This window comes from Methylobacillus methanolivorans, assembly GCF_054588515.1.
In genome coordinates, this window is the sequence record NZ_BAAILT010000003.1 from 149,597 (window position 1) to 165,111 (window position 15,515).

Annotated in this window: 12 protein-coding genes and 1 riboswitch; of the genes, 6 read left to right on the forward strand and 6 right to left on the reverse strand. The window is 53.4% G+C overall.

Features of this window, described 5'->3' with window-relative positions; translation table 11 throughout:
- Positions 1-2 precede the first annotated feature (2 nt).
- Entirely contained in the window at positions 3-539 is a 537-nt protein-coding gene (gene cobU, locus LG202_RS09600; RefSeq protein WP_230348227.1) for a bifunctional adenosylcobinamide kinase/adenosylcobinamide-phosphate guanylyltransferase, read from the forward strand.
- Between the two features lie 7 nt (positions 540-546).
- On the forward strand, positions 547-876 hold the full coding sequence (locus LG202_RS09605; RefSeq protein WP_230348228.1) for an antibiotic biosynthesis monooxygenase: 330 nt from the start codon (positions 547-549) through the stop codon (positions 874-876).
- Positions 877-921: 45 nt separating this feature from the next.
- Here LG202_RS09605 and LG202_RS09610 read toward each other — a convergent pair whose 3' ends face one another.
- Positions 922-1,554, reverse strand: coding sequence for a DUF4202 domain-containing protein (locus LG202_RS09610; RefSeq protein WP_230348229.1), 633 nt, complete (start codon positions 1,552-1,554; stop codon positions 922-924).
- Between the two features lie 115 nt (positions 1,555-1,669).
- On the opposite strand from LG202_RS09610, the gene LG202_RS09615 reads away from it, so the two are divergent.
- From LG202_RS09615 to LG202_RS09630, 4 genes are all read left to right on the forward strand, one after another.
- The gene (locus LG202_RS09615) at positions 1,670-1,882 is read left to right on the forward strand and encodes an RNA-binding S4 domain-containing protein (protein WP_230348230.1); all 213 of its coding nucleotides are present in this window, start codon (positions 1,670-1,672) and stop codon (positions 1,880-1,882) included.
- 46 nt (positions 1,883-1,928) lie between these two features.
- Positions 1,929-2,141, forward strand: a riboswitch (cobalamin riboswitch).
- Between the two features lie 209 nt (positions 2,142-2,350).
- Positions 2,351-4,432: a TonB-dependent receptor gene (locus LG202_RS09620; protein ID WP_230348231.1), complete on the forward strand. Its 2,082-nt coding sequence runs from the start codon at positions 2,351-2,353 to the stop codon at positions 4,430-4,432.
- Between the two features lie 64 nt (positions 4,433-4,496).
- A complete protein-coding gene (locus tag LG202_RS09625; protein ID WP_230348232.1) occupies positions 4,497-6,596 on the forward strand; it encodes a TonB-dependent receptor in 2,100 nt (699 codons plus the stop codon).
- A gap of 23 nt (positions 6,597-6,619) precedes the next feature.
- Positions 6,620-8,050 (forward strand): PepSY domain-containing protein, encoded by a 1,431-nt coding sequence (locus tag LG202_RS09630; protein ID WP_230348233.1) that lies wholly within the window; start codon positions 6,620-6,622, stop codon positions 8,048-8,050.
- Here the strand turns inward: LG202_RS09630 and LG202_RS09635 are convergent.
- From LG202_RS09635 to LG202_RS09655, 5 genes are all read right to left on the reverse strand, one after another.
- Positions 8,037-8,648: a hypothetical protein gene (locus LG202_RS09635; protein WP_230348234.1), complete on the reverse strand. Its 612-nt coding sequence runs from the start codon at positions 8,646-8,648 to the stop codon at positions 8,037-8,039. The genes LG202_RS09630 and LG202_RS09635 overlap by 14 nt on opposite strands.
- Positions 8,649-8,766: 118 nt before the next feature.
- Positions 8,767-11,196 carry a TonB-dependent siderophore receptor gene (locus LG202_RS09640; protein ID WP_230348235.1) on the reverse strand — a complete coding sequence of 810 codons (2,430 nt, stop codon included), beginning with the start codon at positions 11,194-11,196 and terminating at the stop codon, positions 8,767-8,769.
- Between the two features lie 111 nt (positions 11,197-11,307).
- Positions 11,308-12,258, reverse strand: coding sequence for a FecR domain-containing protein (locus tag LG202_RS09645; protein ID WP_230348236.1), 951 nt, complete (start codon positions 12,256-12,258; stop codon positions 11,308-11,310).
- 17 nt (positions 12,259-12,275) lie between these two features.
- Positions 12,276-12,797: a sigma-70 family RNA polymerase sigma factor gene (locus LG202_RS09650; RefSeq protein WP_230348237.1), complete on the reverse strand. Its 522-nt coding sequence runs from the start codon at positions 12,795-12,797 to the stop codon at positions 12,276-12,278.
- A 130-nt stretch (positions 12,798-12,927) separates the two neighbouring features.
- Positions 12,928-15,402, reverse strand: a complete 2,475-nt coding sequence (locus LG202_RS09655) for a TonB-dependent siderophore receptor (RefSeq protein ID WP_459724749.1) — start codon at positions 15,400-15,402, stop codon at positions 12,928-12,930.
- Positions 15,403-15,515 lie beyond the last annotated feature (113 nt).

Below are 15,515 nucleotides of genomic sequence, written 5' to 3' on the forward strand. Positions count from 1 at the left end.
CCATGAATGCACACGACCATCACTTGATTCTGGGTGGCGCCCGCTCCGGCAAGAGCGCTTATGCAGAAAAAATAGCCCAGGAAAGTGGCCTGGAAGTTGTTTATATCGCCACGGCACAGGTCTATGACGATGAATTCGGCAAGCGGGTAGACCAGCACCAGCAACGCCGCCCATCCCACTGGCAAACCGTCGAGGTGCCACATCAACTGGCAGCAACCCTGCAACAACAAGCTGCACCGGGCCGTTGCCTGCTGGTGGATTGCCTGACCCTGTGGCTAGCGCAGTGCATCTGCCCGGAATGCGCACCGCCAGAGGGTGTGGATTGGACGCACGAACGCGCCATCCTGCTGGAAACACTGCCTGGCCTACCCGGCAAGATCTTGCTGGTGAGCAATGAAGTCGGCATGGGCATCGTGCCGCTGGGAGAAATCAACCGGCAGTTCCAGGACGAAGCAGGCCGCCTCAACCAGGCAGTTGCAGCCATCTGCAACAAAGTCAGTTTTATTGCGGCAGGATTACCATTGCAGCTGAAAAGTTAGGGGCAGCATGTATAGCGCCACATTTATTTTTGATAAAAAACAATTCGACACACGATTCCAGCAAATTGATTCAGAAATTGCTGTATTTGCCCGCAACACGACGGGCTACCTCGGTGAAGAAGCTTGGGAAAACCCGGAAAATGGGCGCATCTGCAATGTGTACTACTGGGAAAACATGCAAGGCCTGCAAGAATTAATGCAGCATCCCAGGCACCTGGAGGCCAAGGCGGCGCAAGCCAACTGGCTCAATGGCTACCAAGTGGTCATTGCGCAAGTCATCCGTGCCTACGGCGACGGTACATTCCCTCACCCGACCAACGGGTTCAAACCAGCGTAGTGGCGGCCTACTGCTGGAATAAGACCAGCTGTCGCTCACGCAGGCTCACAGCCAACCCTCCTCCGTCATGACTTCCTGAATCAGCGGCACCAGCGCCTGGGGTACTTTCACCTGGGTCAGCAAAGCTTGGTGTCCGGTTTTGGATACCTTGCGCAGCGTCTTGCGTAAAATATCCTTCCATTTCGGCACATCGTATTCAGGATGCTGACCGACAAATTCTTCCAGGTAATACTCGACAAATACCATCACAATCACATCTTCGAGCACCTGCATCTCAGCATCTGCTAGCGGCGCATCCTTGCTCACCAGCCTGGTAACCCGTGCGATCGCCTCTGCGTCATATCCCGCCTGCTGCATGATCTCGCTCGCCACTTCGGCATGATATTCCTTGAGCTTGCGCCGCCATTGGTGATAACCCGGCTTGGTCATGGGGTAAGCATCGCGCGGCAACGTCCAGCGCTCAATGTGCTGACAACGGGCCGCCAAGTGCAGTGTTTCGGGCGCATCGGGCTGGTAGCGTTGCAGCATCTCAGTCATGCGCTGGGCATAGGCCAGCTCCTTCGGCGTTGCCACAGCATCAACCAAAGTCTGGTTAGGGTCGCGGGCATTGCGTGCATCAAATGTGGTGATAGCCTGGGTGAAGCGTGACCCGAATGCTGGTGGAGAAAAATGCTGCATGACATACCCTTGTTGATGAACCAGGCGTTATTTTACGTGAAAGCAGCGCACGCTCGTTTCACCATGCTGGAAAACATGGTCTAATCGCGGGCATTCAACCTCAAGGCATGACCTCATGGAATTCACCCTGCGTGACGACTATATCGAACTGTGCAACCTGCTCAAGCTCACTGGCATCGCCGATTCCGGTGGTCGAGGCAAAACCATGGTGGCCGAGGGCCTGGTCACTGTCGATGGCCAACCAGAACAACGCAAAACCGCCAAAATCCGCGCTGGCCAAGTGGTGGAATGCATGGGTCAGACCATCACCGTACTGCCTCAGGCATAAACCAGCAACCCTATGATTTTCATTGACCTTTCCACCTCCCACCCGTAAAATCCGCCCCACTTACGGTTTTCCCCATCGTCAAGAGGGGGAAATTAATAGGGAATCCGGTGAAGACATCATGATCGTAATCCGGAACTGCCCCCGCAACTGTAATCGGTGAGTCTGTTTGCATTTCTTGCCACTGGATATTGATCCGGGAAGGCCGCAAACAAGACGATGACCCGAGAGTCAGGAGACCTGCCGCAAGTCAGTCATGTTGTTCGTGCAAGGGCGGGGTGTCCTGGAATCGGCGAATGTTCACCACATTCATTCGTACTCATTGATGCATGTATTTTGAGGGTTTGATCATTGCCCTCAAGCTGAGCTGCCATTGTGGCCGCTTTGCATGCATTGCCCCCTCTTGCCCCTACTAGATGGCTGATTTCCACATGACATCGTCATGCTGAACTATCAAATTGGGAGCAAATAATGAAAAACAGCAACTACATCCTGGCAACGGCCCTGATGGCAATCTTCTCTAGCGGGGCGCTGGCGGAAGAAACCACACTGGAAGAGGTTCAGGTCAAGGCAACATCCGAAAAATCTGGCCTCAACCTGAAAAAGCAAAACACCACAGGTAGCCGTCTAGGCCTCACGGCAAAGGAAACCCCTGCCAGTATTGAAATACTGGATACGCAAACAATTCGTCAACGTGGCGACATTACCTTGCGCGAGGCTGTCACTCGAACCACAGGTATCACCGATATCAGTGCCCCTGGTAATGGACAGGCTTTCTCTTCTCGTGGATTTACTGGTAACAATTCTGTTGCTCAAGCAGAAGATGGCGTACGCCTAATGACAGGAGCTGGAACATTAACCTACCCTTCCGACATGTGGGGGTACGAACGCATTGAGGTATTACGCGGACCAGCATCCATCATATTCGGTGATGGATCAGCAGGTGGCATTATCAATAGTGTGCGTAAACAAGTAAACCGTGAAACCTCTATCGAGGCATTGGTCGGCGCTGGGACTTATGGTGCCTATCGCGCGGCTCTGGGCGGCACCGGAGCCATTGGAGAGATTGGCGCTTTTCGTATTGATGCTTCTGTACTAGGCGGAGATGGTTATATCAGCCGTGGTGATTACGACAGCAAGAAAATCATGACTTCTTTTCTGTTCACACCTACAGAAAACCTGAAAGTCGGTTTTACCCTGGATCATTCTGATGAATCCCCAACTGCGAATTTTGGCACCCCTTTGATCAATGGCAGACTTTCGCATTCTATGCGTAACAAGAATTACAACATCGAAGATAAAGCGATGGATTTTCAGGACACTCGCGCCCGTGCAAAAATCGAGTGGGATATATCTCCAACGCTCAAATTCAGAAATGAAGCCTATTGGTTCAAGTCTGACCGGAAATGGAAAAATGCGGAAAACTATTCATTTAACTCCGCAACAAATCTAGTTCAACGATCCAGCTTCCTGAATATTGAACATGATCAAAAGCAATACGGTAACCGCATAGAACTGGCATCTACTGCTGATTTGTTTGGTCACCAAAACCGCTTTGCCGCTGGATGGGAAATATCACACACTGACTTCATCCATAGCTCAGTCAACGGTACTCCAAGCAATGTTCCTGTTAACGGCTATAAAGGGTTGTTCAATGCTCCTTCATCTCCCCTAACAAACTATGATGCTGACTTAAATCAACAAGCCTTCTTCATCGAAAACGCATTGAATGCAACAGATAATCTGAAGTTGGTTGCTGGCTTGCGCAAGGACTTTATCAATAGTAAGCGCGAAGGATATAGAACCAATCCCGACACTGACAGAGATTTGTCAGCGCTGACGTGGAGGCTGGGTACAGTGTTTGATGTCACAGAAAATACCGCACTCTATGCCCAGACCAGCAAGGGAACTGACCCGGTTACAACGCTACTGGGGATGAATCTGACAAATGCTGAATTCAGCCTAACCAAGTCACGCCAATCTGAAATTGGCATCAAGCAGGCTTTGCCCAATGCAAAGGGCGAATGGACGCTAGCAGCCTACCATATTGCCAAAGACAACATCCTGACGCAGAACCCTGACAATCCATCCTTTTCAATTCAAGGTGGCAAGCAGTCATCCCGCGGCGTTGAGTTTTCCACTGTGTTATTTCCAATCGAACAATGGCGCTTTGACTTCAACGCTACCTTGTTAAAAGCTCGCTATGATGAATTAGAACAATCAGGTGTTTCACGCGCTGGCAACACGCCCATGAATGTACCTGAAAAAGTGGCAAATGCCTGGGTTTACTATCAGGTGTCAAATTGGGAGGCCGGTATTGGCGCACGTTATGTCGGCAAGCGCTACGGTAATGATGCCAATACTTCAAGCATTAGCAGCTATACCGTTTACGATGCCAGTGCTGCATGGCATGTTAATGACCGCATGACGTTACGTGCCAACATCCGTAATCTGACTGACAAGTTCTATGCAGCACTATCACGCAACAATAATCTGCAACAAATCGTAGGCGCACCCCGCCAGCTCGAGCTCACTGCGGAATTCCGTTACTAAGCGTTCACTATTCATCTTGGGAAGATTCTCTTCCCAAGACTTTCTATTGCCTGAAAAATAACAAATGAAATCAAACTACCTGATCCATATTGCAGTCCTGTCTGCCATGACAACGAGTACTTATGCTGCTGAAACAGCGGTACTTGAAGAAATCACCGTATCCAGCCAAACAGAAAAACCCAGCATCAAACTCAACAAGGTCAACACCACTAGCAATCGTTTGGGACTGACTGCCAAGGAAACGCCTGCCAGCATCGATTCGGTGGATGCCGAAACCATTCGCCAGCGGGGCGATGTCTCTATTCGTGAGGCCGTCACACGTACCGTTGGCATTTCCGATATTGGTACACCAGGGGTCGGGCAATCTTTTTCATCGCGCGGCTTTTCCGGCAATAACTCTGTCGCCCAGGCAGAAGACGGCATCCGCCTGATTACTGCTGCCGGCACATTGACCTACCCTTCAGATAGCTGGGGATACGAAAGAATCGAAGTGCTACGCGGCCCGGCATCCGCATTATTCGGCGATGCTTCCAGCGGCGGGATTGTGAACAGCGTTCGCAAAAAGGCTAGCAGGGAAGCCTCATTGGAAGCATTGGTCGGGATCGGCACACGCGGCGCCTACCGTTCGGCGCTTGGCGGCACAGGCGCGCTCGGTGACATCGGTGCTTTCCGTATTGACGCATCTGTCATGGGTGGCAACGGCTACATCGATCGCGGCGATTACGATACGAAGAAAATCATGACTTCGTGGCAATTCGAGCCTTCCGATACTGTACGTGTTGGCTTCACGCTTGATCATGCTGAAGACTCACCTGCCGTGAACTATGGCGTTCCTGCAGTCAATGGCAACTTGCTTTACGGCCTGCGCAAGAACAATTACAACGTCGAGAACAACAAGATGGATTTTGTTGATACCCGAGCTCGCGCCAAAATCGAGTGGGATATCAGCCCAGCGCTTTCCATCAAGAATGAAACTTACTGGTTTCACGCAACGCGCGACTGGCGTTATGCAGATGACCTGCGCCTGAACCCTGCGACATTGCGCGTCACCCGTGCCGCATTCCGTAATGTGGACCATGACCTCAAGCAGATCGGCAATATTTTCCAACTTGCATCCAACTCCAGTATGTTTGGCAGGGAAAATCGCTTGGCTGTTGGTATCGACATCTCCCGCGTGGATTTCATGCACAAGATGAATACCAATAACACACTTACCGACACGGTCGATCTGTATGCCCCAGCCGCAGGTAGTTTCATCACCAACCAGGCATTGCGCAACAATTATGCTGCGGATCTTGATCAAAGAGCATTGTTTTTGGAAAACGCCTGGAATGCGACTGACAAGCTGAAGCTGCTCGTCAGCCTGCGCAAGGACTACATCGATACCAAGCGCAAGGATTACATTGCCCCCGCAGCAAGCTCTTCCCAGAGTTTCTCCCCGTTCACCTGGCGAATTGGCGCGGTCTACGACGTTACACCTGATTTCTCATTGTATGCACAGACCAGCCGCGGTACCGACCCAATCACCAATATGCTGGGGCTGAATCTCGACAATGCGAAGTTCGACCTGACCAGGTCGCGCCAATATGAAATGGGCATCAAGCACCTGCTTCCCCAATCGAAGGGAGAGGTCACGCTGGCTGCCTACCACATTGCCAAGGATGACATCATTACCAGGAGCCCGACAGATCCGTTGATTTCCGTGCAAGGAGGCAAGCAATCCTCGCGAGGCATTGAATTCACCACCACATTGCTGCCAGTTGAGCATTGGCGCATCGATTTCAATGCCGCCTTGCTGGATGCACGCTTCGATGAACTCTTTGAAGGCAACACAGGAATTTCCAGGGCAGGTAATACACCAAGCAACGTGCCGGAAAAGCTGGCCAATGCCTGGGTTTACTATCAAACCTCGCAATGGGAAGCAGGGATAGGCGCGCGGTACGTTGGCAAGCGTTATGCAAGCAATTCCAATAATGTTGCGATGGCTGGATACACTGTGTTTGATGCTAGTGCTGCATGGAATGTCAATAAGCAGATGACGTTGCGTGCCAACATCCGCAATCTGGCAGATAAATTCTATGCCTCTATGTCAAACAACAATGATCAACAGCTTGTTGTCGGCGCACCACGCCAGCTCGAGCTAACTGCGGAATTCCGGTACTAACCTAACCTTCCAAGTACGACACCATGAAACTTCTCTCCATGCGCAATCTCCACCTCTGGCATCGCTGGCTGGGGATAGCGCTTGGGGTGTTGGTGCTGCTCTGGTTCATTTCCGGGGTGGTCATGCTGTTCGTAGCTTATCCCAAGCTTACGCAGGAAGAACGCATACCTCGCCTGGAAGCAGTGGTACCAGAACGAGTGAACATCACGCCGCATCAAGTCGCGATTATGCTTGGAGGGGAGCCGGACAAACTCCGGCTGACGATGCACCAGAGACGGCCAATTTATCATGCTTTGTATGAAGATCATTGGCAATCTATCTGGGCCGATCATGGCAATTCACTGCGTGTGACGCCAGACACCATTCGCGCATCTGCACAGGCTTTCTTGCCTGGCTTATCCATCGACCACACAGAATTAATCGATCGCGACCAATGGTCAATCTCGTCTTCACTTCACCCGCACCGGCCATTGCATCGCGTGAGTTTCAGTAACGGGAACGTGTTGTATTTATCCAGCCGCACGGCTGAAGTCGTGCTGGATACCTCGCGCAGCGAACGTGCCTGGAACTGGCTGGGCTCCATCATCCATTGGATTTATTTCACGCCATTGCGTTTTGACCATCACGAAGCCTGGCGTCAAATCGTCATGTGGCTGTCCTTCCCCGCCACGGCCATGAGCCTAATGGGCATCTGGCTGGGCATAGACCGTTTGCGCTTGCGTCGCCGCTACAAGGGAGGCCGTATGACGCCCTATCGCGGCTGGGCTAAATGGCACCATGTTTCTGGCCTGCTCGCAGGCGTGTTTTGCCTGACTTGGCTATTCAGCGGCTGGCTGTCGATGAAGCCGTTCGATATGTTTTCCGGCAGGAAGCTAAGTACAGAAGAATCTCAGCATTGGGCCGGAAAACCTGGCTATGGACTATTGCCAACATTGCCAGCGTTGCTAGGTACTACAGAGAAAATTGGCGAGATTGAATGGATATATTTTGCCGGGAAACCTATTTTGCTTGGCCTTGCGCAGCATCGCACCTGGATGTTCGATACACACACTGGTGCTCGTCTAGCTCCAATTACCACCACAGCACTGGCAACCCAGGCAGCAGGGCTGCTCCCCGAGGCTCAAGTCAAAACAGCCTCACTGCTAACGCATGGCGACAGGTATTACTACGGCAAACGGCTGGAGACCGTGTCCCCGGTCATCCGCGTCGACCTGGATGATGCTTCTGCCACCAGCTATTACGTTGACCCAGCCACTACGCGCGTCGTGGCATCTCAGGACAATAACAGCCGCACCTACCGCTGGCTATTTGCAGCGCTACACCGTCTTGATTTCGCGCCGCTAGATAATGCAGAAATCCCACGTTGGATTGTCGTGATCCTGTTCTCGATCGGCGGGGTCATTCTCACCGCCGCAGGCATGGTGATGGGCTGGCGCAGGCTTACTCGCGTCTAGCCGCGATGTTGCTGCAATCACCCACAATCAACGGAGGATTGCCAGAGCCTGGCCGGAGCATCACACCACTACTCACGCCATTGGACGCAACACAGGACTGAAACCCCACGCGCGTGCTACGCGGCGTGGCAGTACTAACCAATACCTCGCGCTGTTCTTCGCTCAATGCCAGCGGCCCACGCTCGGACAAGAGCTTGCCGAAGGATGGATACACCCCATGCGCCTGGTGAAACATTTCCAGTTTGGCCTGCAACTCCTCAGCAATACGATCAGTATCCACATGGCCAGCCGCGCGTTCCGCCTTTTGCTGTTGCAGAGTTAATGCCTCCAGCGCATCTTCCTGCTGGCGTTGCTCGACCACCGCCTTGGAGACTGCAAAGATACTGACGAGGAAAAACACCAACAGCACGGTATAAATCAGGTTGATGATGATGGCGAGGACGGCAAACAAATTACCCTGCCCGGCGGCACGGGACTTGAGCCAGGCAAAGATGCCCACCACCACACCCAGCAAGGGAACACAAAATACCGAGAGCAGCAAGGCGATGATACCCAGCTTCTTGCCTGTATTTTCATTGTTCACGGTGGCATGGTTCATGTTGTCTCCTGCGTATTCAAGGCGGATCGTGTAAAGCAGGATTATAGCCTGCCCTTGGTACAGTCAAAAAAAAGCACTCCGCAGAGTGCTTGGGCATTTGGAATATGGGCGCTACGATTTAGTATTTCCAGCGCACCATCAAGAGCGCATTCCTCGGGGTGCCGTAGATGTTGTAATAGCCTGGATAACCAGGATATTGCAGGTATTTGCGGTCAAACAGGTTGTTCACTGTCAGCGATGCATCCCAATGCTGGTTGATCTGGTAGCCTAGTTTGGCAGAGGCAATGGTATAGCTGCCTTGACGTATGTAGTCGGTATACATGTCACTTTGCGCCTGTAAGCCTGCGCCCACGCTCAGTCCGTTCAATGCTCCTGCCAGCGTGCTGCCATCGAAGCGGTATTGCGACCAGAGCTTGAGCATATGCCGTGGAATCTGGTCGGCAGCAAACCGGCTGCCGGATGACACGGTAGCATCTTGCAGATAGGTGGCTTGGTTGTAGGTATACCCTGCGGAAAGATTCAGGTTGGCGCTTGGCTTTCCGGTGACTTCCAATTCCACGCCCTGGCTTTGCACTTCCCCGGCCTGGCGGTAGCATTCGCCACTGGAGTTGGCACATCCTGCCACGGTGGTATCTACAATCGCACGATTTTTGTCACGAATGCGGAATAAAGCAGCCGATGCATTGAGCTTGCCGTCGAAGAATTCACCTTTCAAGCCGGTCTCCACCTGCCAGCCAACTCTGGGGTCAAGAATGCGATCGCTGCTATTCCGCTGCGTTTGCGGCACGAAGGTATCTGCATAGCTCGCATACCAGGTAATCCGCTGATTGATATCCCAGACCACGCCAGCATAGGGCGTAAATTCATTACTGGTATCGGCATCACTTTTCTGCCAGGCCGTCTTGCTGGGCCAACTAGTGCGATCCTTAGTGCTGTAATCGCTCCAGCGCCCACCCAGGATCAGGCTGAGTGGTTCCAGCAATTTGATCTTCGCCGAGACATACAAGCCAGATTGCTCGGTGTAGGTCTGGCTTTTGGACAGGATATTGCGATTCAGCACACCATCCCAGTTGTGTGTCAGCAATGGGGCGACATTGCTGGCCGTTTCATATTGATAGCCGATGACATCATCCCTGGTGGCGCGGTTATAGCCGACGGTCAAGGTATGGGTCTGGCCAAACAGCGCAATCGGCCCGCTCAGGTTCACATCCATGCTGTGCCATGTGTTTTCAAAATTCAGGAACCCGACCCCGGCATCTCCCAATCCAGTGGCGGCATCGATCACATCGTAGCCATATACGCCAAACCCGTGATATTGGCTGTTCTTATAGCTCAATACCCCCTTGGCAACCCAGCCATTGTCAAATTTATGCTTGATATCAAAGGCGATGTTCTTGTCCTGCTTGTGGGAATTTTTATCAATGCCAACATAGGAAGAGCGGCTGGGCAGGCTACCATCGCTATATAAAGGCAAGCCCCAGAAATTCTTGTAATCCCGCTCGATATAGCTCGCCCAAAGCCCTGCCGTCGTGCTTGGCCCCAGGTCATATTCCAGCACGCCATACAGCACCTTGTTGCGATCGCTGCCGACATGGTAGAACTTGTCCTGGTCCTGATAGACCGCCACTGCCCTGCCACGCAGGCTGCCATCGGCATTGAGCGGCCCTCCCACGTCCAGCTCGCCACGCTGCTGATTCCAGGAGCCCAGGCCTGTCGCTGCCGATAGCGTAAATGCATCTTGTGGGCGTTTCAGGACATAATTAATCGTGCCGCCAGGCTCGCCACTCCCGGTCAACAGGCCTGAAGGTCCGCGCAGTACTTCAATGCGGTCATACAATGCCAGGTCGTAATGATTGGAGTCTCCCTGTTGGGGCACGCCATTGAACTGCGTATTTGCGGTATATCCACGGATAATGAAATTCTCTTCACGCTCGTAGTTATACCCCCGCACCCCGGTCACCTGGTTCAAGGCCTCAGCAACCGTCGTAAAGTTCTGGTCATTCATCTGCTGGCGGGTCATCACCGATACCGATTGCGGAATCTCGCGCAAGGTCTGCTCGGTCTTGCCTATGGTCACAGCCTTGGCGGCATAGGAGCCTGACCCTTCAGTCACCGCACTGCGCTCTGCCTTGGCAGACACACTGACTTCCGGCAAGGTAGAGGCCGAAGCACTTTTATCGCTATTGAGGGCTTTGGCCTTTTGCAGCACAAATACGCCTTTACCGCCTTCCACCGCCTGCAAGCCAGAACCTGCCAGCAAGGCGTCAAATCCCTGTTGCACGGTGTAATTGCCGCTCAAGCCCTGGCTGTTTTTACCTGCCACCAGCGCAGGCGGCACCGTGACGCTCACCCCGGCCGCGGCGGCAAAATCGCCTAATGCATGATCCAAGGCCCCTGCCTGTATCTGGTAATGATGCGCAACCTGCGCGGTATTGCTGTCTGCAAACGCCAATGACGCCTGACCGCATGTGGCACCAGCCAAGGTCAGCAGCAAGAGGGCCCCCTTGACTGCTTGGCGCAGAGGGTGGCGATGATATTGCGGATACATGAAATCCCCTTAGTAAATATGAATGCGAATTGCTTTCAATTCACTTCACACGCCAGATTGGCAAAGGGGACATCTTTAGAAATATTTTTCGTGAAATGACAGTGCAGCAGCTTAAGCTGGGCTAAAGGTGACCCAGTAGCGCGTGAGGTAACTGACTTTTACCGGCAACACCATGGGCAGGCTAGCAAACACCTGATCAGTGTCAGCCAACTGGAATGCGCCAGAAATCTTTAGCTCTGCCACATCTGGCGCACAGCGCACGACACCTTGCCGGTAGCGTGCAAGCTCGGCGACAAAGTCGGCAAGACGCATTTCGCGGGCATGCAGGATGCCTCGTGTCCAGCTATCGGCATTGGCTATCACTGCGGAAGGCGGCATGATGGCATGGTCATTAAAACGTGCTTGCCAGCCTGCTGAGATCACTTGTCGCACGCCTGCATGCGTGGTGATTTCCACGGCACCTTCCAGCACGGCAAGCTGGATGTCATCCGCAGACTGCCGCACGATAAATCGCGTGCCCATAGGCTGCAATTGCCCATGCCGCGTGGCAACCACCAGCGGACGAAATGCCGGCTGTCCCTCAGATGCTTGGCCTTTGCCGGTCTGGATCAGCACTTCGCCCGCCTCCAGCTCAATCAAGCGCTGCTTGGCATCCAATTGAGTATTAATGCCGGTAGAAGTATTGAGATGCACTGCCGTGCCATCGGCAAGCTGAACCTGCCTACGCTCCCCGGTACGTGTGCTGTATTGTGCCAAGCGTAGCCGCACTGGCTCGCTACGCCAGCCTTGCCAAGCGGCCCCACCTGCCACTACCAGCAACGCCATTGTCTTGATCGCATGGCGGCGGCTTTCAACATGGCTGCGCTGCAAGGTGGCATTCGCCAGCTTGCCGGGCACACCACCCAGCATGCCACTCACCTGCTGCGCTCGCTGCCAGGCTGTTTCGTGCATAGGATCGGCTGCTCGCCAGGCAGCACAAGCACGTTGATCAGCTTCAGAGACTTCCGCTTCCTGCAACCGGAAGAACCATTCCGCCGCTTGGAAAGCGATGGTTTTATCCATAGTCTCATCCATAAGTTTCATGGTGCAAACAGAATGCATTGCGCCATGGCCTGCACCATATAGCGCTTGATGGTGCGCTCGCTGGTGTTCAACTGTGCGGCAATTTGCGCATAGGTCATGCCCTCAAGCTGGGCAAGCAAAAAAGCCGCCCGTACTTTGCTTGGCAAACCATCCAACATGCTATCGATCTGCTGCAGCGTTTCGAGAATCAGCAGGCGTTGCTCCGCTGAAGATGTCGACAACTCTGGCATCAAAGCCAGAGAATCAAGGTAAGCTTGTTCCAGTGCCCGCCTACGGTAGAGATTGGCCACTACGCGCTTAGCGACCACAGTAAGATAAGCACGAGGTTCCTGTAACTGCCAGCCCGCCTGCTTTTCAGCGATATGTTCAGGCGCCGTAAGAATGCGCATGAAGGTGTCCTGCGCTACATCAGCAGCATCCGCCGCATCACCCAATTTGCGCCGCAACCAGTCTTGCAGCCAGCTATGGTGATGGGTATAGAGAAGTTGCAGCGATTGCTGCTCCTGATCGAAAGACATGGCCTAGCCAAAAAATAAGAATTGTTCTCATTTTAATCAGCTCTATCATCTCAGTCCATCTGTCCTGAGAGCTCATATTAATTGGGGAAAACCTTACTGCTTTGCAAAGCCTCCCCATCAGCAATAACACCTAGAAATCAATCGTGGCAGAAACACTTAATATCCTTGGCGCAGACAGTACAATGCCGCCCGACCCTGCACTGCCCTCCCAATAGCTGCGATTAGCTACATTGAGCACATTGGCACGCAATGTCAGGGGATGTCCAAGATAGTTGGTCTGATAACGCGCGCCGATGTCCCAGCGCGCCCAGCCCGGCAAAGACAGGGTGTTTTGCGCATTCACATACTGTTCACCCGTCGCTATGACACGCGTGTTCAATGTTAGGCCAGGGACAAAAGGCGTATCCCATTCCAAGCCGGCGTTCGCAATCCAGCGTGGTGCTGCCAAGGCATCTTTGCCATCGTTGAGGCCAGTCTGCGTTTTGACCTGCTTGGCCTGCATGTAAGTCACGCCGCTGATGGTACGCAAGCCCTCAGCCAGTTCGCCTGCCAAGCTGAACTCGATGCCGCGGTTGCGCTGCTCGCCATCCATACGATAGAGATAAGCGGCCGGAGTGCTGCCTGGCACATTGATGGCATTCGGCTGTTTCAGCTCGAACAAGGCGATCGTGCCCAGCAGGCGGCCAAAGTCCACCTTGACCCCGATTTCCTTTTGCTTGGTCTTGGTCGGTTCAAAGGCCTGCCCAGCATTTTCTGCCGGCGGAGTCGCTTGAGCACCTGGGCTCAACCCTTCGATGTAATTAGCGTATAGCGAGATATTGCTCCACGGCTTGACGACTAGGCCCACTGCGGGAGTATTGACCGACTTGTCGTATTCGGAAGTCTTGCTATTAATGGGCGAGCCGCCATCGTAATTGTCAACCGACACTTTTTGGCGGCGCAGGCCCAGCAACAATTGCAACGCACCGTCGTGCCAAGACATGGTATCGGATACGCCCACCGAGGTGATTCTGGTCTCAGAGGCTTTACGCATCCCGAAGAAGCCATTAAAAGGCGCATTAGAAGCAATCGGGTCAGCTACCCACACAGGAGCATGAACATTGGATGCAAAAGCTGCCCACTGCGCAAACCCATAGCCAGCCTCGATATCCAGGCTGGAATAGGACAGGTTGACCTCATGCTCGGCAGCCAATCCATTGAATTTGATGCGATTGCCCAGCAGGTAGGATTTGGTATCAGAATATTCCGGGTAGTTGACCGGGGAAACGCGCAAAAGACCGCCTGCCGCCTCAATTCTTGATTCCGTACGGAAATTGCTGTGTTGATGATCCCGTGTGCCTGCTGATCCGTAGACCGTCCAGCGCGGCGTGAGATCATACTCAGCCTGCGCTACCTGATAATCATCGCGGTATTTCCGGCGCTCCCAGTCTTGGGCCAATTGCTTACCTGCCCTGGGCGGGCTAGGTATATGCGTCAAATTGGCATTTTGCCTATATCCCAGAGAGGCGCCCCTGACATCATCGGATTGGTAGCCCAGATCCAGCGAAGCGCGCAATCGGTCGCCCCTGAAATCCAACCCGATCGCGCCCGTGATCAAGGTAGCCTCCTGGTTGGAAATAGCCGTATCTCCACTACGATACACACCGTTCACGCGTATCCCGAACTGGTTCTGCTCGCCCCAGCGTCGGCCGAGGTCGATATGCCCGCCCCATTGTGAATCCGAGGCATAATTGAGCGTAAAGCGCGTGATCGGCTGATCCGTCGCCCGTTTCGGCACCACATTGATTGCGCCGCCAACGCCGCCGCTAGGCGCCATACCCATCAGCAACGCGCCCGGCCCTTTCAGCACTTCTACGCGCTCCACGGTTTCCAGCGACAACGTACCGTAGGGCAAGACGCCATACAGGCCATTGAGAGCAACATCCCGGTTACCCAGCACAAAGCCACGCATGAAAAAATTATCCCCGCCACCAATGCTGGTATTGCGGCCGCGCGAGCTCATGCGCACGGCCGGGTCATTATCGAGCACATCCGCCAAGGTTGCTACTTGCTGGTTGCGGATCAGGTCACTGGTATAGCTGGTGATATTGAACGGCGTATCCATGACATCGCGGTTGCCCAGCAACCCCACACGTGCACCTCGTGCAACTTGCCCTCCGGCATAGCTCATTGGCAAGTCATCTGAGGAGCCAGCCTTTGCCTGTACCGCAACTTCAGGCAACATGGCATCGTCCACCAGTGAAGTTTTGCGCAAAACATAACCGCCACCGCTCACCTGTACGGCCTGCAATCCTGTCCCCGCCAGCAGGGCTGACAGCGCGGCAGACAGCGTGTAATTCCCGGCTATGCCTGCTGTCGTTTTCCCTGCAGTTTGCGCATCGGTAAAAGTCAGTAGCACATTGCTGTTGCTGGCGAGTTGGCGCAAAGCTGGTGCTAAAGGCCCAGCCGGGATACTGTAGTGCTGGCTTGCCTCAATACTGCGATGTGCTGCCGCAGGCTCAGCCTGCCCAACCCCTGGTATAGCGAGATATAGACTGGTAGAAAACAATACGGATAAAGCATTAGCGATAGATCGCCTTGGTGTACCTGTATTACATAGTGTCATGCTACGCAGATGTAATTGCCGGGCTGGCATATAACTTCCCCTTGTTTGAAAATAAAAATCAATTCCCTCACAAGGTAAGTGCCGCGAAATCATCAATCGGGCAGATTGATGCG